At 34.8% G+C, this 19171-nt stretch carries 17 protein-coding genes; 5 read left to right on the top strand and 12 right to left on the bottom strand.

The genetic code is table 11. The features are described from left to right. Positions 1-182: 182 nt before the first annotated feature. The 4 genes from secA to BHE19_RS13065 form a co-directional block, all read right to left on the bottom strand. The gene (gene secA / locus BHE19_RS13080; RefSeq protein ID WP_017495155.1) at positions 183-3524 is read right to left on the bottom strand and encodes a preprotein translocase subunit SecA; all 3342 of its coding nucleotides are present in this window, start codon (positions 3522-3524) and stop codon (positions 183-185) included. Between the two features lie 87 nt (positions 3525-3611). Next, positions 3612-3833: a DUF2795 domain-containing protein gene (locus tag BHE19_RS13075; protein WP_007138072.1), complete on the bottom strand. Its 222-nt coding sequence runs from the start codon at positions 3831-3833 to the stop codon at positions 3612-3614. 186 nt (positions 3834-4019) lie between these two features. Then, on the bottom strand, positions 4020-4589 hold the full coding sequence (locus BHE19_RS13070; RefSeq protein ID WP_070907480.1) for a cob(I)yrinic acid a,c-diamide adenosyltransferase: 570 nt from the start codon (positions 4587-4589) through the stop codon (positions 4020-4022). Between the two features lie 129 nt (positions 4590-4718). Beyond that, entirely contained in the window at positions 4719-5423 is a 705-nt protein-coding gene (locus tag BHE19_RS13065; protein WP_070907479.1) for an ABC transporter ATP-binding protein, read from the bottom strand. A gap of 303 nt (positions 5424-5726) precedes the next feature. On the opposite strand from BHE19_RS13065, the gene BHE19_RS13060 reads away from it, so the two are divergent. Further along, positions 5727-6386, top strand: a complete 660-nt coding sequence (locus tag BHE19_RS13060; protein WP_017495158.1) for a DUF6565 domain-containing protein — start codon at positions 5727-5729, stop codon at positions 6384-6386. 77 nt (positions 6387-6463) lie between these two features. On the opposite strand, the gene BHE19_RS13055 is transcribed toward BHE19_RS13060, so the two are convergent. From BHE19_RS13055 to BHE19_RS13030, 6 genes are all read right to left on the bottom strand, one after another. Further along, a complete protein-coding gene (locus BHE19_RS13055; RefSeq protein ID WP_070907478.1) occupies positions 6464-7315 on the bottom strand; it encodes an alpha/beta hydrolase family protein in 852 nt (283 codons plus the stop codon). Between the two features lie 109 nt (positions 7316-7424). Beyond that, positions 7425-8219, bottom strand: coding sequence for a pyocin knob domain-containing protein (locus tag BHE19_RS22965; RefSeq protein ID WP_070907477.1), 795 nt, complete (start codon positions 8217-8219; stop codon positions 7425-7427). A 20-nt stretch (positions 8220-8239) separates the two neighbouring features. After that, positions 8240-8638, bottom strand: coding sequence for a helix-turn-helix domain-containing protein (locus BHE19_RS13045; protein WP_070907476.1), 399 nt, complete (start codon positions 8636-8638; stop codon positions 8240-8242). 143 nt (positions 8639-8781) lie between these two features. Further along, complete coding sequence (locus BHE19_RS13040) at positions 8782-9573, bottom strand: O-methyltransferase (protein ID WP_070907475.1); 792 nt, start codon at positions 9571-9573, stop codon at positions 8782-8784. A 169-nt stretch (positions 9574-9742) separates the two neighbouring features. Further along, positions 9743-10207: an FKBP-type peptidyl-prolyl cis-trans isomerase gene (locus BHE19_RS13035; RefSeq protein WP_070907474.1), complete on the bottom strand. Its 465-nt coding sequence runs from the start codon at positions 10205-10207 to the stop codon at positions 9743-9745. Between the two features lie 160 nt (positions 10208-10367). Then, positions 10368-12230 carry an ABC-F family ATP-binding cassette domain-containing protein gene (locus BHE19_RS13030; RefSeq protein ID WP_070907473.1) on the bottom strand — a complete coding sequence of 621 codons (1863 nt, stop codon included), beginning with the start codon at positions 12228-12230 and terminating at the stop codon, positions 10368-10370. Positions 12231-12388: 158 nt separating this feature from the next. Between BHE19_RS13030 and BHE19_RS13025 the strand changes: the two genes are divergently transcribed. Continuing rightward, complete coding sequence (locus tag BHE19_RS13025) at positions 12389-13531, top strand: helix-turn-helix domain-containing protein (RefSeq protein ID WP_070907472.1); 1143 nt, start codon at positions 12389-12391, stop codon at positions 13529-13531. A 60-nt stretch (positions 13532-13591) separates the two neighbouring features. Beyond that, positions 13592-14437 (top strand): alpha/beta fold hydrolase, encoded by an 846-nt coding sequence (locus BHE19_RS13020; RefSeq protein ID WP_070907471.1) that lies wholly within the window; start codon positions 13592-13594, stop codon positions 14435-14437. Between the two features lie 50 nt (positions 14438-14487). Here BHE19_RS13020 and BHE19_RS13015 read toward each other — a convergent pair whose 3' ends face one another. Further along, positions 14488-15453: a hypothetical protein gene (locus tag BHE19_RS13015; RefSeq protein ID WP_070907470.1), complete on the bottom strand. Its 966-nt coding sequence runs from the start codon at positions 15451-15453 to the stop codon at positions 14488-14490. A 159-nt stretch (positions 15454-15612) separates the two neighbouring features. On the opposite strand from BHE19_RS13015, the gene BHE19_RS13010 reads away from it, so the two are divergent. Continuing rightward, positions 15613-17031: an undecaprenyl-phosphate glucose phosphotransferase gene (locus BHE19_RS13010; protein WP_070907469.1), complete on the top strand. Its 1419-nt coding sequence runs from the start codon at positions 15613-15615 to the stop codon at positions 17029-17031. Positions 17032-17037: 6 nt separating this feature from the next. Here the strand turns inward: BHE19_RS13010 and BHE19_RS13005 are convergent, their stop codons facing one another. Continuing rightward, positions 17038-17775 carry a tyrosine-protein phosphatase gene (locus tag BHE19_RS13005; RefSeq protein WP_070907468.1) on the bottom strand — a complete coding sequence of 246 codons (738 nt, stop codon included), beginning with the start codon at positions 17773-17775 and terminating at the stop codon, positions 17038-17040. Positions 17776-17890: 115 nt separating this feature from the next. Here BHE19_RS13005 and BHE19_RS13000 point away from each other — a divergent pair, with 115 nt between their 5' ends. Continuing rightward, on the top strand, positions 17891-19075 hold the full coding sequence (locus BHE19_RS13000; RefSeq protein WP_070907467.1) for a DUF5009 domain-containing protein: 1185 nt from the start codon (positions 17891-17893) through the stop codon (positions 19073-19075). Positions 19076-19171: the final 96 nt, after the last annotated feature.

Raw genomic sequence — 19171 nt, 5'->3', positions numbered from 1 at the left:
TCAAGAGTAGATTTCGTTGTTTCGAATGCAAAAATACACTATAATCGTTTTTTGAACGAACAAATACTGTTTTTTTTTCAAAAAAAATATCCGCAGGTACTTTTGTACTTGCGGATATTTTAAAAACAACAAACCCGACAGGTTTCAAAAACCTGTCGGGTTTACTTAATTAAAAGTCTTTATTATTTAACGATAACCCATTCGCCTGAGGCTACTAAAGATTCCGCTTTTTTAAATTTCATTGTTTCCGTTTTGCCGGTTGCAACTTCCTGAACGGTTACAGTATCATTACGGTTGATTTTTGGCATGTCTCTTACAATCGTTTCAGTAACCTGACGCTGTTGTGTTTCTCCGGCTTCACGGTTGATTTCTTCGCTGTTTACGATTTCGTCTTTGCTTAATTTGAAGTTTTCTTTTTGACGTACTTCTTTAGCTTCGTGAATTTCAGGAACGTTTTGAGCCGGTAAATCACCTTTGAACAAGAATGAAATAACTTCTCTGTTAACGTTGTCTAACATTCCTCTGAACAAATTGAAAGCTTCTAATTTGTAAATAAGCAATGGATCTTTTTGCTCGTGAACGGCCAATTGAACTGATTGTTTCAATTCGTCCATTTTGCGTAAGTGTTTTTTCCAGGCCTCATCAACGATAGAAAGAGTAATATTTTTCTCGAAATCGGCAATTAACTGAGCTCCTTCGCTGTCGTATGCTTTTTTCAAATCAGTTACCACATTCAGTGTTTTGATACCGTCTGTAAACGGAACTACGATACGCTCAAAATGATTGTTTGGCTCTTCGTAAACTCCTTTAATGATTGGGAAAGCTTCTCTGGCGCTTCTTTCTGTTTTTTCAGTATAGAAAGCCAAAGTCTCTTTGTATATTTTTCCTGTAATTTCGATGTCTGATAATTTCGTAAAATCAGCTTCAGAAATTGGAGAAGTGATAGAGAAATAACGGATCAGATCAAATTCGAAAGTTTTGAAATCATTAGCTGCTTTATTCTGACTTACGATTAGTTCACAAGTATCGTAAAGCATGTTTGCGATATCCAATTTCAAACGCTCACCAAACAAAGCATGACGACGACGTTTGTATACTACTTCACGTTGAGAGTTCATTACGTCATCATATTCTAATAAACGTTTACGAACACCAAAGTTATTTTCTTCTACTTTTTTCTGTGCACGCTCGATAGATTTCGTCATCATAGAATGCTGAATTACTTCGCCTTCCTGAAGTCCCATTCTGTCCATCACTTTAGCTACTCTTTCAGAACCAAATAAACGCATTAGGTTGTCTTCAAGTGAAACATAAAACTGAGAACTTCCCGGATCTCCCTGACGTCCTGCGCGACCACGTAACTGTCTGTCTACACGACGAGAGTCATGACGCTCTGTACCCACGATTGCTAAACCTCCGGCAGCTTTTACTTCCGGTGTTAATTTAATATCGGTACCACGACCAGCCATGTTGGTTGCAATCGTTACTACTCCGGCTTTACCCGCTTCTTCTACAATTTGTGCCTCTTGTTTGTGCATTTTAGCATTCAAAACGTTATGTGTAACGCCTCTCATTTTCAACATACGGCTTAATAACTCTGAAATCTCTACTGAAGTTGTTCCAATAAGAACTGGTCTTCCTGCATTTGATAATTCAGTAACGTCTTCAATTACAGCATTGAATTTTTCACGAGTTGTTTTGTAGATATAATCTTCTTTATCTTGTCTTGCAATCGGACGGTTGGTTGGAATTTCAACAACGTCTAACTTGTAAATCTGCCATAACTCGCCAGCTTCTGTAACAGCTGTACCGGTCATACCACCTAGTTTGCTGTACATTCTGAAATAATTCTGTAATGTAACAGTTGCAAAAGTTTGTGTAGCAGCTTCGATTTTTACATTTTCTTTAGCTTCGATCGCCTGGTGTAAACCATCAGAATAACGACGGCCATCCATGATACGGCCTGTTTGCTCATCGACAATCATAATTTTGTTGTCCATGATTACGTATTCTACATCTTTTTCAAAAAGAGCGTATGCTTTTAAAAGTTGAGTAAGAGTGTGGATACGCTCGCTTTTTACTCCAAAATCCTGGAATAATCTTTCTTTCGCTTCTGCTTCACCATCTTTGTCTAATTTTTGCTTTTCAATAGCGGCAATTTCAGTTCCGATATCCGGAAGTACGAAAAAGTCCGGATCAGTATCTCCTGAAAGGTATTGGATACCATTATCCGTCAATTCAACCTGATTGTTTTTTTCTTCAATTACAAAATACAAAGCTTCATCCACTTTATGCATTTCGCGATTGTTGTCCTGCATGTATTGATTTTCGGTTTTTTGAAGCAATTGTTTGATTCCTTCTTCACTCAAAAATTTAATTAATGCCTTATTTTTAGGTAAACTTCTGTAAGCTCTTAACAATAAGAATCCACCTTCTTTAGTGTTTCCTTCTTTGATTAATTTTTTTGCTTCTGCTAAGAAACCGTTTGCCAACTGACGTTGTTGTGCTACTAAGTTTTCGATTTTTGGTTTAAGCTCATTAAATTCATGACGGTCTCCCTGAGGTACCGGTCCTGAAATAATAAGTGGTGTTCTGGCGTCATCAATCAATACAGAATCGACCTCATCGACAATAGCATAGTTGTGTTTTCTTTGTACTAAATCGCTTGGCGAATGTGCCATGTTATCTCTTAAATAGTCAAAACCAAATTCGTTATTGGTTCCGTAAGTGATATCGGCGTCGTATGCTTTCTTTCTTTGTTCCGTACTTGGCTGGTGATTATCGATACAATCAACAGTTAAACCGTGGAATTCAAATAAAGGTGCTTTCCATGTACTATCACGTTTAGCAAGGTAATCATTCACGGTTACTAAGTGAACTCCGTTTCCGGTCAAAGCATTTAAGTATAATGGAAGTGTAGCTACTAAAGTTTTACCTTCCCCTGTTTGCATCTCGGCAACTTTACCTTCGTGCAACACCATACCACCAATTAACTGAACATCATAGTGAATCATGTCCCACGTGATGTCTTTTCCGGCTGCATTCCATTTGTTAGCCCAGACAGATTTTTCGCCATCTATAACAACGTACGGTTTTGTTGCCGAAAATTCGCGGTCTTTTGCAGTTGCGGTAACTTCAATATGAGAATTTTCTTTGAAACGACGAGCCGTTTCTTTTACTACAGAGAAAGCTTCAGGAAGGATTTCCAATAAAGTTTTTTCTGAGATTTCGTAAGCTTCTTTTTCAAGAGTATCAATCGCATCATAAAGATCTTCTCTTTTGTCGATGTCTTCGATGTTTTCTACTTCTGCTTTAAGCGAAGCAATTTTAGCATCTTTATCAGCTCTGGCTTCTTTTATTCTTTCCTTAAAAAATACAGTTCTGGCCCTTAATTCGTCGTGAGACAAACTCATTAAGCTGGTTTCGAATGTTTTAATTTTGTTTAAGTAAGGCTGTAAAGCTTTGACATCTTTCTGTGATTTATCACCTACAAAGACTTTAATAATACTGTTTATGAAACTCATGATTTATTGTATTTCTATTTTATGTAAATGTGTATTTGAACCAAAAAAAAAGCCTCGGTGATGAGACTTTTTCCTTTGGTTTATTTTTTAATATTCATCCTCATTCCAAAGATAATCTTCGTCTGTTGGATAATCAGGCCAAATTTCTTCCATTGATTCATATATCTCGCCTTCGTCTTCAATCGACTGAAGGTTTTCTACTACTTCTAATGGAGCACCAGCTCTAATAGCGTAGTCAATAAGTTCATCTTTGTTAGCAGGCCATGGCGCATCACTTAAATACGATGCTAATTCTAATGTCCAATACATCTGTTATCTGTTTAGTTTTGTGCAAAAATAAATTTTTTACTGAAAAAGACAAGTAAAATTTAATTTATTTTAATAAAATTTAAGAACGTCATCTTTAAACTCCAAAAATCAAACTCCAAATACCAAAAAATGGTGATGAAATTTTGTTGGAATTTGGGATTTGAAAAATTGTAATTTCCAGAAAATTTATTTTCTGGGGATCCATTTTACTTCCTCCGCGTTTAGATCTGAGGACAACTTCCGTGCCAAGACAAAAAGGTAGTCAGAAAGTCGGTTTAAGTATCGAATTGCGATTTCAGGAACAGCTTCATTATGGCTTAAATGTACTGCCAAACGCTCGGCGCGACGACAAATACAACGTGCTATATGACAATGTGACACAGTGGGATGTCCTCCAGGTAAAACAAAATGAGTCATTTGTGGAAGACTTTCTTCCATTTGATCAATTTCATTCTCTAATAATTGGATATCTGTGTCGATAATTCCAAGGTTTTTTAGGCGAAGTTCTCCATTTTTAAGAACCTCTTTTTCTGCCGGAGTAGCCAAAATGGCACCAACGGTAAACAAACGATCCTGAATTTCAATTAAAATAGTCTTATAATGTGCATCCATTTCCTGATCGCGAATAAGCCCTATGTAAGAGTTTAGTTCGTCTACAGTACCGTAACTGTCAATTCGGATATGGTCTTTGGGAACACGGTCACCGCCAAAAAGAGCAGTAGTTCCTTTGTCTCCTGTTTTTGTATATACTTTCATTTTTTTTGAGGTGCTAAGGTTCTGAGATGCTAAGGCTCTAAGGTTTTTCCCGTTTGAACCAATTTACAATCAGAATTTTTTTAAAGATTTTAAGATACTAAGCGACTACTAAGTTTCTTTTCCGATTAATCAACTAAACGATTTAACTTCTTTTTGGGTGTCACTTTCGATTAATCCGTCTCTTAAGCGTATTACACGATGTGCATAGGCTGCGATGTCTTCCTCGTGTGTTACCAGAATTACGGTGTTTCCCTGTGCGTGAATGTCGCCAAAGAGTTTCATGATCTCTACAGAAGTTTTACTGTCTAAGTTTCCGGTTGGCTCATCGGCAAGAATAATAGAGGGTTTATTGACCAAAGCTCGTGCTATGGCAACACGCTGACGTTGTCCTCCTGATAGCTGGTTGGGCTGATGGTCCATTCGGTCGGCAAGATTTACCTGCTTTAAAACTTCTTCGGCTCTTTTAACGCGGTCGGCTTTTGAGTAACCGGCATAAATCATAGGCAATGCAACATTGTCTAAGGCTGTAGTTCTCGGCAGCAGATTGAAGGTCTGAAATACAAAACCAATTTCTTTGTTTCGAATTTCAGCCAGCTCATCATCACGCATTTGACTGACATCTTTTCCGTTCAGTACGTATTGTCCGGAAGTCGGCGTATCCAAACAACCCAGTAAATTCATCAAAGTTGATTTTCCGGATCCGGATGGGCCCATTAAAGCCACATATTCTCCTTTGTTGATTTGCAGGTCGATTCCTTTTAAAACATAAACAATTTCATTACCCAGAACAAAATCTCGTTTGATGTTGGTTATTTTAATTAATGGATTTGCCATTTCGATTTACAATTTTGGATTTAAATGTACAAAAGACTTTTCAATAAAAGTATGAGTAGTCGAGATTTGGTTTTTGTTACAAATTGTCATTTGTTTTTTGTTTATCTGAAAATAATCAAAAAACATATCTTTTTTTGACAGAAGAGCGTTATGTTATTTTTGATAAATTTTACATAATTAACATTAAATATTGTATTTTATAGTTTTAATATGTTTTTTATATTTAAAAGGTGATAATTGTGTAATTTTTTATAGTAGGTTTTAGGTAGATTTGTTAAGATAGTAACTAAAACAACTAAGATTATGAAAAATATATCATTATTATCCGGAATTGCGGTAATCGCATTAGGTTTTGTATCCTGTAAAGATGAAAAACAAGAACAGGCCGAAAAAACAATCGATTCTTATGTTGCCTATGTCGACTCTGTTAAAAATGTTAAGGCTGATGATTTAAAGGCTGATTGGAAAGCGGTTGAAGCTGAGTATGAAAAAAGAGCTGCGAACGCTCAACTGGCACTTGCTGATATTAAAGAAAATAATGCCGCAACAGAGAAAATAAATACGAGTAAGATCAAATACGAAGAATTTAGAAATAATATGGTGACTATTCTTGCTCCTCCGGCCCCAAGTCCAAAACAGCAATTGCGTAATGCTTTATTTGGTGAAGGAAAGATTGGGGAAGATATGAGTTTTGCCTGGGTGAATGCTAAAAACATTCATAGTGTTTACCAACAGTTTGTGCATACGGTAGAAAAAAATAAAGATAGTTACTCCCGTGAAGACTGGGACGAAATTAAATTGATGTATGAAGCACTTGATAGCCGAAAAAATACAGTAGAAAAAGAAGGCTTAACAGGCGAAGACAATCGTAAAATTGCCGGTCTGAAATTAAAATTTGCGCCAATGTATACTTTAAACAGAATGGGAGCGAAGTCTGAAGAAACGGCAGCGGCTAAGAAGTAAGTTTTAAAATTTTGAATTAGTAAAAAAATGGCAGCCGGAATTGGTTGCCATTTTTGTATCTACTATTTTGTAAATTATTAGGATTGAAATCTTTTTAAATCTTCTAAAAAAATAGGCCAGATTGTATCTTTAAACTGACTTCTGAAAAAACCAAAATGACCTATGTCTTTTACGCCAAATTCTTCCGCTTTTAAATGAATTCTTCTTACTTCAGATTTTTTAAATTTGGAAGCAATCCAATCAATTGCCGATACAGTGGCATAAAAATCATTGTCGATACTATAAGATTTAATGCTGCAGTTTATTTTATCGTAATGTTCTTTTGCATTTTCGATGCAGTCAAAATGATAGTTGGGTTTCTTGCACCATTTAGCCCATTCGACGGCCATTCCTTTTGGCAAATCTTCCATTCGGGTGAAGTGACTGGAAGGGAGATAATTGAAGATTTTAGTAAAAGACGGTATAATTGCATACCACAAAAACTGCATTTTTAATCGGTCAAATCCTTTCCAGTGTATCCAGCTTCCGGATTGTGATGCCACCATTACAATACCATCAAATAAATTATTGGAAGGAACTAAACCTATTAGCTGACCGCCGATACTGTGTGTGATCACAAATAACTTACTGTGAGGATTTTTCTCTTTGACGTATTGGACTACCGTTTCGAAATCATTTTTGGCCCAATCCGAAGCGGTTGTTTTAAATTTAGAAAGCGGTGCGGACTTTGAGTCGCCAATTCCGCCATAATCAAAAGTAAAAACAGAATAATGGTTTTCGGAAAGATACGTTGCAAAATTGTAATAATAATTTTGCTTAACACCGGTGGCCGAAGCTATAATCACACAATTCTCGCTGGGAGCCGCGGACTTAAATTCTGTTATGGCTATAGGATATTGTAAAGGGGTGTCGATTTTTATCGCATTCATAAATGTATAAGTATAGAATGTAATAAAAGTATCATTTTAAAGTCATTTGTCAAACGCGAATCACAAAATGTTCTTTTTCCTGTTCGTATCTAAAGTGTAATTCTCATAATTAATTACCTAATTTTTTTTTCACTGAATTTAATTCTTGATTTTGAAGCTCAAGTTTTTTGTTTAAATCTATAATGTATAATGTTAATTCTTCAATCTTTTGTAAAAGTTTAGCATTCATTTCACCCAAGTTTATACCATTTTGGAGAACTTCTTTTTCACTTGGAATGTTTTCTAAATGTCCTTTTTCGCTAATGTGTTTTTCTACTTCTGAAAGGGTTGGCAGATTGTAATTTTCTTTAAAAACAAAGTCAGACCAATTTTCCATATCAACTTTTACTTCCTTTGAATGAATAGTTCCGTTTACATCAAGTTTGTTTTTAGGATTAATTGTTCCTATTCCAAAATTACCTGAATTTATATATGAATTACTTGTTGCAGATAAAAGCACATTTGTTTGGGTTTGAGAAATAATTAGTTCTTTTGCTGTCAAAACTTTGGCGTTGAAATCTGTACTGTTGTTGTTTAAGTTTTCAGAATTATAAATTTTCTTCCATTCTGACCAAACTGTTCCGGCAGTATTTGTTGATTGACGAAAGTAAAAATCACTTTCGGTACTAAATGCCAGTTGTGTTCTCCAATCTGATCCGCCAGCTCCTCCCCAGTGCCTAAGCCCTAAGACAGTGCCATAAGTTGAAGGACTATTAAGTGTATGAGGTAAGTAAATTGCTAGATCATTCGTAAATGTATTTAAATTGTCTACTCCTGTTTGTGTTACAAATTGCCCACGTGTAATAATTGTTGTGAAGAGCAGAATAACTACTATTAAATGTATTTTTTTAACCTTGAAAATCATTGATAATATTTTGAGATTGTCTATTTAATTAATTTTTCAAGCCTTGCCATCATTTCATCTTTCTCTTTCAGCATACGCTCATAGAGTGCGATTTTTTCTGCATGCAGTTGAATAATCTTTTCAATTGGATTATGGTTATTAATTACAAATCCAATTGCGTTATCATTAGTATTAAATGTATTCGCAATCACATTTACGGCCTGTTCTTCATCAAAATTTTGAAAAGCTTCTACTGGAATTCTTAATACGGCTGAAATTTGTTTCAATAGGTTTTCTTCAATTACATCTTTCTGCTCAAGCATTGAAATTTTCTTTTGGTTCCAGTCTTCACCCAAATTATAAGCCAGTGCTTCCTGCTTGATGTTAAGCATTTCTCTAAAACGTTTTACGTTTCTTCCCTGATGAATTTTCTGTTCCATAATGAATATTATTTTTTTGAAGGTTCAAAGATAAAATTATCCAAAGTAAAAAGTCTGAATTTCAAAGATAAAAAAACATCTCATAAAATGTTATTTTTGTAAGATATTATATCTGAAATTAGAGAGGATAAAAATATTATGAATTAGGCTCTAATCACAAAATGTTCTTTTTCCTGTTCGTATCTAAAAAATACAAATCCCCATTGAAAAGTGTCTATAGTGACTTTTACTTTTGGATGATTTTGGATGATTCCCCAGGCTTCTTCCATTTCTTCTGACCAATGAATGTCGTCAAAGATCCAAACCGAATCGTTGTTGATTGTTGGCAGTAAAAGCTCAAAATAGGCTAAAGTTGCTTTTTTGGAATGATTTCCGTCGAAATAGATTAAATCGAAGTCTTCAGTCTCCGTTTTTAGTCTCTGTTGAATATCCTGAAGATAGTTTTCAAATTCTGTTACAATTGAATTTACATTAGAACAATCAAACTTTGTAAATTGATTTTGAGCAACATTTGCTGTATTTGGGCAACCTTCTAATGTAATAACTTTTGCTTTTGGATTCCCTAAAGCCAGAGCTGCAGTGGCCAAACCTAATGATGTTCCAATTTCTAAAACATTTTTAGGCTGAAAATAATTGGTTACACGAAATAACAATTCAGCCCGTTTTGGAGAGATTCCGGCTGTTTGGGCAATTTTTGAAATTTGCCTGCTGTTGGATTTAAAAACTTTGGAACCCGCTCCAAAATCCGTTACTTCAATGAAATTTTTATTTTCTAAAAGTGATTTTCGGTACTTTTTAAGAATCTGATATTCCAGTTTTGGTTTCCTGTCGTAAAAACATTTCGTCAATAGATGAAATACAAACGGAGAATGAACAGCATGCTCGTTTTTAGAGTTCCAAAGAAATTTGAGATATGATTTTATTGTATGTAGCATTTTTTTGTTTCGCAGAGATTCACAGAGAAACGCAAAGATTCACAAAAAAAACTTTTTGAAGCTCGCTTTTTTGCGAATCTCTGTGTAATTGTTTGAGTATTTGATTCTAAATTAAAACTGTTAGTTGATCTTTGTCAGAGCTTTGAAGGATCATTTTGTCAATTGATATTTACTTGTTTACTTTTAGTAGTTTAATATCAAAAATAAGAACAGCACCTCCCGGAATTCCATCAGTTCCGCCACTTCCGTAACCTAAATGAGACGGAATTAATAAAGACCCGCTTCCGCCTTCTTTGAAGTAAGGAATACCTTCCGTCCAGCCTTTAATTACTCTGTCCAGTGGAAAAGAAATCCCTTCGGTTTTACTTTTATCAAATACTTTACCATTGGTAAAATATCCTGTATAAGCTACTGTTACATTAGAGGAGGCTGTAGGTTGGGCTCCTGTTCCGGGCTCATTGATAATATAGTATAAACCTGTAGTGCTTTTTATAGCGTTTAATTTGTTTTTGGCAATATAGTCCGTAATCTCTTTTTCATTTTCAACAGTATAGTCTGTTTTTTTATTTTCTTTATCACTATTGCAAGAGATGAATAATGTCAATGCAAGTAGTGAAGTTAAAAGGTATTTCATAGAATAATAATGTAATATGGGGTTAATAAAGTCGCTAATATAAAAAATACTATGCTTTTTTTGTTGCACAAAGATTCACAAAGAAAAACAAAGATTCACAAAAGAAAAATAAAGCTTGGTGTAGCTCTGCGTTTCTTCTTTGTGAATCTTTGCGGAATAACTATCCTTCAATCTTAGCCGAAAGCTCGAACCAACGTTCTTCTTTCTGATCGATTTTGTTGATGATGTTTTGTAATTCGTTTGCCTTTTTCTCGATATCAGCATCTGCAACTTTTCCGTCAGAGAATAATTGTTCGATTTTAGTCTTTTCGATTTCTAAATCTTTGATTTCTCTTTCCAGTTTCTGATATTCTTTTTGCTCGTTGAAACTTAGATTTCCGGTTGGATTGTTTTGTTTCCAGTCTTTCTTTTCGGCCTTATTTTCTTCTTTTTGAGCCACATCGGCACTGTCTTCGTAGGCTCTGAAATCAGAGTAGTTTCCGGGGAAATTTTCGATTTCACCCTGTCCTCTGAAAACAAATAAATGATCGACAATTTTATCCATGAAATAACGGTCGTGCGAAACTACCAATAAACATCCCGGATAATCCAAAAGGAAACTTTCTAAAACGTTTAGTGTCACAATATCTAAATCGTTTGTAGGCTCATCTAAAATTAAAAAGTTAGGATTTTGAATCAGAACGGTACATAAATACAAACGTTTTAACTCTCCACCACTTAATTTGTCAACGTAATCATATTGTTTTTTGGCGTCAAAAAGAAAACGCTCCAATAATTGTGAAGCCGATATAATTTTGCCTTTGGCTAACGGAATATACTCTCCGTATTCTTTAATAATATCGATAACTCTTTGTCCCGGTTTCGGATTGATTCCGCTTTGCGTGTAATAACCAATTTTGATGGTGTCACCTTTTACAACGCGCCCACTGTCCGGTGGGATCGTTCCCGTAAGAAGATTTAGGAAGGTTGATTTTCCGGTTCCGTTTTTACCAATAATTCCAATTCTCTCGCCACGCTGAAAATCAAAACTGAAATTGTCCAGAATAACACGGTCTTTGAATTTTTTAGAAAGTTTGTGAAGCTCAATAATTTTGCTTCCCATACGTTCCATATTAATTTCAAGTTCTACTTTATTTTCTTTACGACGGCTTTGTGCTTTTTCTTTGATCACGTAAAAGTCATCCTGACGAGATTTCGACTTTGTAGTTCTTGCCTTAGGCTGACGGCGCATCCATTCCAATTCTTTAACGAATAAGTTTTTGGCCTTGTCAACACTGGCATTCTCAGAAGTAATACGTTCCTCTTTTTTCTCTAAATAGTAAGAGTAATTTCCTTTGTATTGGTATAATTTCCCGTTATCAAGTTCGATAATTTCGTTACAAACACGCTCTAAAAAGAAACGGTCGTGCGTTACCATAAAAAGGGTAATGTTTTCTTTGGCAAAATAACTTTCCAGCCATTCAATCATTTCCAGATCTAAGTGGTTGGTTGGCTCATCCAAAATCAATAAATCAGGACGATTGATCAAAATGATCGCCAATGAAAGACGTTTCTTTTGTCCACCCGAAAGATTTTTTACTTTCAGTTTAAAATCCTCCAGTTTTAGTTTGAATAAAATCTGCTTGTATTGTGTTTCAAAATCCCAGGCATTGTGCTGATCCATTCCGTCAAAAGCTTTTTGGTAAGCTTCTTCGTCATTTGGATTCTCTAATGCTTTTTCATAAGCCTCAATAATCTTAAGCGTTTCATTATCGGAAGCAAAAATGCTTTCTTCGATAGTCAATTCGTCCTGTAGGTTATTGTCCTGAGAAAGAAAAGCCATTCGGATGCCTTTTCTTAGAACTACCTGTCCTGTATCGGGTTCGTCCAAACCATTAATAATGCTCATAATGGTCGTTTTTCCGGAACCATTTTTTGCGATGAAGGCAATTTTTTGATCTTTATTGATTCCAAAAGAGATGTTTTCGAATAAGGTTTTTTCGCCAAATGATTTGGATATGTTTTCTACAGATAGGTAATTCACTTTGTATATTGTAAGTTATAAATTATGAGTTATGAGTATTTTAGAAAACATAACTTTTTGCAAAAGTAAACTTTTATCTTACGATTTGCGAATTGTTAATCTTATTTAAGTTGAGTAAGACAAACTTAATTACTTAGATTTGTGATCAAAATTGTTTTATGTACTCGATATTCAATGCAATAATTTGCGGTGCAGCATTTTTACTGACATTTATAATTTTTGTAAATCAAAATAAGATCAATATAAAAGCCAATCGCTGGTTTGGATCTTTTATCGGCTGTGTTTTTTTAATCGTACTTGAAAATGTTATTATAGACGGCAAAATACTCAGAGAAGATGATATTCTGAATCAATTAATAAACATCTCCAGTTTTGTTGTTGCTCCGGTATTTTATCTAAGTATGAGCTATTATATCGAGCCAGTTAGAAAATGGAAAGCAATGGATTATTTGCATTTTAGTTTCGCTTTCCTCGTTTTTATTCTTCTTATGAGTTCCTGGGTAATAGACGATAACCATAACCCTGAAGATATAAGTCCGGAAATTGTACAGAAAACGATAGCCATATTTAATTTTATTTTCAGCCTGTACGTTTTTATTTATTGTTTTCTGGCTTATCAAAAAATTGTTAAACATGAAAAAACGATTAAACTTTTAAATTCTACTTCTGAGAATCTGGATTTAAAATGGTTGAAAAATATTATTGTCGGCGTTATTTTTATCACGATTTTTTGGATTCTGGATATTGTGTTTCAAATTTCGGAGGGAAACAAAACTTTTGATATTCTAACAAGTTTGATCTACTTTCTAAGTATTCTTTACATCACGTATTACTGGCAGAAGCAAAAAGAAATTTTCCCTTATTCATTAAAAGAGAAAGAAGAAATAGAAAATATTATTGTTGAAACTTCTCTTCCGGAAAGCAAAAGAAAACAATTACTGACTCCTCAAGAATTGGAAGAACAAAAAAGCAGGTTGTTGCAATTAATGAATACCGAAAAACCTTTTTTAGACTTTGATTTGAGCTTGGTAAAATTGGCTTCTTCTATGAATGTATCGACACATGTTCTTTCCTATGTAATCAATAACGGATGCAATGAAAATTTCTATCAATTTGTAAACAGATATAGAATTGAAGAAGCAAAAAAACTTATGGCCAATTCTGAAATGGATCGTTTAAGTTTACTTGGAATTGGATTTTCTGTAGGTTTTAATTCAAAAACTGTTTTTAATACCACATTTAAAAAACTGACCGGACAAACCCCCTCAGAATATAAGAAACAAATAGGTTCTGCTTTATAAACCCGAACGACCAGCCTTTGTTTTTACGAGATTTTTGCTGAAAATTTTAATCTTAAAGAAATGAAATCAGCAAAAAACGGTATCGTAAAAATGGGTCTAAGTTTATTCTTTGTATTTACTTCCTGCGACAAAGACAGTGACACTTTAAAGAATGGCCACGAAACAGTAAAAGAAACAAAAGTCGATTTAGGAACTCATAAAGTAATGACTTATTCGATTATTCATAACACAAAATATTTGATTGTTTTTGAATCCGGACTTGGAGACGGACATTCGGTTTGGGACGAAAAAAAAATACCTGCACAATTAAACGCCAAATTAGATATTGTAAGTTATGACAGAGCCGGTTATGGGAAATCTGAAAAAGATTCAAAACCAAGAAATATAAATCAATTAAGAAGTGAACTCGAAACTGTAATTAATAATTTTTCGAATGGTAGAAAAGTTATTCTTGTCGGACATTCGCTTGGTGGAATGATTATTAGAGATTATGCGGTTAAAAATCCTTCTAAAGTTGCCGGATTATTATTTATAGATCCATCACACGAATATTACAATCAGCCTTCGCAAGAGGAGGAGGATATGCTTTATAATCTTTTTAAGACCAATTTTGGAGAAAATTTTGGAGGAACACTCGAAGCCAGAGAAATAATAGAAGATTCTCAATATATGGCGACACTTCCACATTTGCCAAATATTCCAGTAATTGTAATTTCGAGCTTAAAAGTCGATGCCTCTACTTCTGAATCAGATAAACAAAAATGGTTTAAGGCGCATGAATTATTAAAAGAAGGAGTTTTTGATTTTACACACGTTTCGACTACAAAATCCGGACATTACATTATGAACGATGAGCCAAATTTGGTAATTGATAATTTTAATTTGCTTTTATCTAAAATTAAATAAAAAGGTTTTGCGGGATTTGGTTTTAATACAAAATAAATTCCGCAAAAGTTTTATTGATGAATATAGGAATTCAGCAAAGAACTCAAGTCAAAATAATGAAGCTGCTGTGGTACATTAAGGATTGGTTTTCGAACCAGAGCTTCATTGGTTAAGTAATAATGAAGACCGTCATGAGTTGCAATTCCTTCTATTTGATGAAAGGGAAGTTTTAGATGGATTCTTCGTTTGTTTCCCGACAGAAAATCAGTGTTTTTGAAATCGTATAAAAGATACAAAAAGGGTTTGCCAAGTTTAGAGTACCCACAAAGAACAATTGTTTTTTTAGACGCTATATAAGTCGCTCCGGTTACCAGGCCTTTTGTGTTTAAAGAATGTTTTAGTCGTGCAACGTGAGATCCCGCCTGGTTAGGCAAAACGTAAATGTTGGTTTTAGAGGCTTTCCATTGTTTGGTAAACAAATAAATACTGTCTTTGGACACGATGAATGCCTCGCAGTCAAAATTAGCAGTGTTTGGTTTTTTTGCAGAAAAATCAGTTTGGTCGGCATATTGAAAGGAAATTTTTTCAATTGCCGGATTTCCTTCCAGGAACGATTTTTTCTCTATTTTTAAAATGTTTAGATCAGTTCTGTTACCGGAGAGATTGTTCCCGAAATCACCAAGGTATATAAAAGAGCTGTCTTGTGAAATCTCTTCCCAGTCATGATTGACGACTTGTTTCAGAATAACTTTTTTTTGAATTCTTCCCAACGAATCTAATCCGTAAATTGTGGTGTCGTGATCATCGTTGTGTGTCCAAAGCAACTTGTTAAAAGCAATTAACCCCGAGGTTTCTTTGATAGAATCGCTGAGGAGTTTTGAATACTCCGGTTTTAGAGGGGTATTTTTATAACTGCAACTTCCGTCGTTAATTGCTACATTGGGATTGTAATTTTTGGAAAGAGGATCAGTACAGCCTGAAATCTGCGCATGGGCAAAGGGCAGCGTGAGGAAAAAAAATAAAATTATCTTAATCATGGTCTGCAATATTAAATTTGCATGACATAAAAGTAAACTTTTAAAGATAGATTTTAAATAATGCTGAAAGATATAATTAAAAGACTATTTTGCACTATTAATTTTTAACTGATTTTTAATCAGGTTTTATTTCGCTTAAAGTAAGAATAAGTCCAAAGTATGGAAATTTTACAGAAACTGTCGCATTATCGTTTTTCGCGCTATTTCAAGCTTTTATTTGTTTGCGTTGATGTTGTGTTGCTAAATTTGGCAACTGTACTTTCTGCACTGACAAGATTTGGTGGTTTAGATAAGCTTTTATCAAAGGAAGAGCGTACAGTTTCATTATTGGCAATTTTAATTTGGGTAGCCTTATTGTTTCAAAATGATTCCAATCGAAGCGTAAGAGTAGAACCTATCGAATCAATATTGGTCAGAACTGTTAAGAAGTTAGTGATTCATGCTGCTTTGATTTCCATTTTTGTGGTGTATCTCAAATACAATGACATTTCAAGACTCAGACTGCTTTCTTTTTATTTGATTTTTTTTGGATTACTGATGATCTCGCGCTATTTGTCCATGAAACTTTTAAAGTATATCAGAAGTCGTGGGTATAATTTTAAAACATTTATTATTGTCGGAGCAAATGAGTCCGGAGAAAGAATACGTAAAATACTCGCAAAAGATCTGACGTATGGTTATAAATTTTTAGGTTTTTTTGATGAGAAAAAAGATTCCTCAATTATTGATCCTGCTAACATATTAGGCGATTTTAATGCTATTCATAAGTTTGTTATTGAGAGAAAGGTAGACGAAATGTATGTGGCACTGCATATTGATCAAATTGAGATCATAAATAAACTCACACAGATTTGTGAGCAAAACATGGTACGTATCAAGTTTATTCCCGATTTTCAGCAATATACAAAATCCAGTAAGGTAGAAGTGACGTTTTATGAAAATACTCCGGTTTTGATGTTTCGGACAGAACCTTTGGAGTTTGCCGTGAACCGACTGATCAAAAAAGTATTTGATGTTGTTTTTTCACTTTCTGTAATCTTGTTCGTGTTTCCGTGGCTGTTTCCTGTCATTATGCTGATCATTAAAATTGAATCGCCGGGACCTGTATTTTTCAAGCAGGAAAGATCGGGGCGCGACAACCGGTCGTTTATGTGTTATAAATTCAGGAGTATGCGTGTGAATCGTCTGGCTCATAAAAAACAAGCTGAGAAAGGAGATAGCCGTGTTACGAAATTTGGTTCTTTTATTCGTAAAACCAGTATTGATGAGTTGCCACAGTTTTTCAATGTTTTTCTGGGAGATATGTCGGTTGTAGGGCCAAGACCTCATATGGTGAATCTCGCTAAAGAATACAGCGATTTGATTAATAATTACTTAGTGCGTCAGTACGCCAAACCCGGAATTACCGGCTGGGCACAGGTCAATGGCTATCGCGGTGAAACCAAAGAATTGGTTGATATGGAAAACAGAGTGGAATATGATATTTGGTATATCGAGAACTGGAGCCTGATGCTGGATATTAAAATCATTATAAAAACGATCATCAACATCGTAAAGGGAGAAGAAAACGCCTATTAGTACGCTCTAGAATTTAAAAAACTGATTGTTAGCAATGACTTCTTTTAAGTTGGCAATACTGTGGATTTTTATTTTCTGATCAAAAGCTCTGATGTGATTCATGTGATGCACATCGGTTCCGGTAAAATCATACATTCCCTTTTTAAGAAGTTCTTCAGCGGTTTTACAAATGTATTCTCCATAATAACCCACTACGGCCAGCAAATTTAATTGAAACAAACACCCTGCTTTTTTTAGTTTGTGATATTCATTAAAATCTTTTCGATAGTATACATAACGTTCCGGATGTGCCAGAACCGGAATATATCCTGCCACCTGTAGTTCAAAAAGAGTTTTATACAAATGGATAGGAGCGTTTTGATAAGAGATCTCTACCAGTACATAATTATCTTTTAAAGGGAGAAGCTTTTCATTTTTAAAATGATTTTCAAACCAATCATCGATAAAATATTCTGCAGCAGCCTGAAAAGGAATTTGAATGTGGTTTTCTTCTAATAAAAGTTTAGTTTCTTGCTGTTTTGCAGTAATAATCTGAGCCGAATTATTCCAGACATAATGATTGATATGCGGAGTGGTGGTAAATTGTGAAACTCCCATTTCCTGAAACGCACGAACAAGTTTTAGGGTATCGGTTATGGTTTTTGCGCCATCGTCAATTCCGGGTAATACATGTGAGTGAATATCAACGTAAGGATCAGAAAGCAGATCTTTTAAAAGAGGTTTTGATTTAAAAAAGGATAACATGTTGCAAAAGTATGCAAATAAGAAGAATTTGTGATGGATTAATTTTAATGAAACTAATACAATTGGTCATTTCATAAAAATATTATATTTGAGATTCCTAAAAATTTAACCATTTATGAAAGTAAAAGAAAATTTATACAATCAAAGGATCATTTCGATAGATGCTTTACGCGGAATCACAATTTTTGTTATGATTTTTGTAAATGAACTGGCCAGTGTTGTAAATGTTCCTCAATGGATGAAACACATGCCGGCGGATGCTGATGCGATGACTTTTGTAGATTTAGTTTTTCCGGCTTTCTTGTTTATTGTTGGAATGTCAGTTCCGTTTGCATTTAATGCCCGATTGATTAAAGGAGATAGCGCAAGAACGATTTGGACACATACTTTAAAAAGAGCTCTGGCTCTCATTATTATGGGAGTCTTTATGGTCAATGCATCCGACGGTTATGATGCTGAACAAATGATGATTACACCTGCACTCTGGGGATTTCTGGCCTACGCAATGCCAATTCCAATTTGGAATAAGTATGGCAAAGATTTTCCGGTTGGGTTAAAAAGCATACTTCAGTATGGAGGAATAGCAGTGCTGATAACGCTTTACTTTTTATATGTTCAGACTGATGGTACTATTGGGATGACGCCTCAATGGTGGGGAATTCTGGGGCTAATTGGCTGGGCGTATCTTATTTCAGTAATTTATTATTGGCTGGTTTCAGGCAAATTGTGGGCAATGATTGTCTTTTTAATAGTATGTGTTTCTCTAAACTCCGCTAATTTGACCCAAAGTTTACATTTACCGGAGTGGCTGCGTTTTATCGCCGGACATTTAACACACGCCACCTTGGTAACGGCAGGAATAATAATCTCATTATTGTTTTTTGATCGAAAAATCGAAAAGAAAATCAACTGGCCTGTAATTGGGTTCATTGCATTGTTTTTCTCATTCGGATTTTTTCTGCGTCAATATTATGGAATTTCGAAAATACAGGGTACTCCTGCCTGGACATTGCTGTCAGCCGGAATTTGTACGGTTTTGTTCTATTTTCTGTATTGGCTTATGGAGCTTAAAAAACAAACCCAATGGAGTAATTTCTTTATGCCCGCTGCTGCAAATCCGCTACTGATTTACATTTTACCGGGTGCTATTTATTATTTCTGCAAAGCTTTGAATATTCATATTATTCCGGGTTATTTTCGTGAAGGAGTTCCGGGGATCATCTGGTCGCTGGTGTTTTCGACGATCATGCTTTATGTGATGAAAATATGTAACAAGTACAAGATTCAGCTGCATTTGTAGAGGGAGGGGATTTTCAAGTTTTAGGTTTCAAGTTTCAGGTTTCAAGTTTCAAGTTTTAGTTTTTGGGTGCAGTAGGAACCTGAAACTTGAAACCTG

The organism is Flavobacterium tructae (genome assembly GCF_001853485.1).
Lineage (GTDB): Bacteria > Bacteroidota > Bacteroidia > Flavobacteriales > Flavobacteriaceae > Flavobacterium > Flavobacterium tructae.
Note: the sequence above shows the minus strand (reverse complement) of the source record. Positions and strands in the feature narration are given on the sequence as shown.

Coding starts and splice junctions, on each gene's coding strand:
- BHE19_RS13035 (WP_070907474.1), bottom strand. CDS start 10,207: ATGAAATACCTTTTAACTTCACTACTTGCATTGACATTATTCATCTCT.
- BHE19_RS13015 (WP_070907470.1), bottom strand. CDS start 15,453: ATGATTAAGATAATTTTATTTTTTTTCCTCACGCTGCCCTTTGCCCAT.
- BHE19_RS13020 (WP_070907471.1), top strand. CDS start 13,592: ATGAAATCAGCAAAAAACGGTATCGTAAAAATGGGTCTAAGTTTATTC.
- BHE19_RS22965 (WP_070907477.1), bottom strand. CDS start 8,219: ATGATTTTCAAGGTTAAAAAAATACATTTAATAGTAGTTATTCTGCTC.
- BHE19_RS13075 (WP_007138072.1), bottom strand. CDS start 3,833: ATGTATTGGACATTAGAATTAGCATCGTATTTAAGTGATGCGCCATGG.
- secA (WP_017495155.1), bottom strand. CDS start 3,524: ATGAGTTTCATAAACAGTATTATTAAAGTCTTTGTAGGTGATAAATCA.
- BHE19_RS13060 (WP_017495158.1), top strand. CDS start 5,727: ATGAAAAATATATCATTATTATCCGGAATTGCGGTAATCGCATTAGGT.
- BHE19_RS13065 (WP_070907479.1), bottom strand. CDS start 5,423: ATGGCAAATCCATTAATTAAAATAACCAACATCAAACGAGATTTTGTT.
- BHE19_RS13005 (WP_070907468.1), bottom strand. CDS start 17,775: ATGTTATCCTTTTTTAAATCAAAACCTCTTTTAAAAGATCTGCTTTCT.
- BHE19_RS13045 (WP_070907476.1), bottom strand. CDS start 8,638: ATGGAACAGAAAATTCATCAGGGAAGAAACGTAAAACGTTTTAGAGAA.
- BHE19_RS13025 (WP_070907472.1), top strand. CDS start 12,389: ATGTACTCGATATTCAATGCAATAATTTGCGGTGCAGCATTTTTACTG.
- BHE19_RS13000 (WP_070907467.1), top strand. CDS start 17,891: ATGAAAGTAAAAGAAAATTTATACAATCAAAGGATCATTTCGATAGAT.
- BHE19_RS13055 (WP_070907478.1), bottom strand. CDS start 7,315: ATGAATGCGATAAAAATCGACACCCCTTTACAATATCCTATAGCCATA.
- BHE19_RS13010 (WP_070907469.1), top strand. CDS start 15,613: ATGGAAATTTTACAGAAACTGTCGCATTATCGTTTTTCGCGCTATTTC.
- BHE19_RS13040 (WP_070907475.1), bottom strand. CDS start 9,573: ATGCTACATACAATAAAATCATATCTCAAATTTCTTTGGAACTCTAAA.
- BHE19_RS13070 (WP_070907480.1), bottom strand. CDS start 4,589: ATGAAAGTATATACAAAAACAGGAGACAAAGGAACTACTGCTCTTTTT.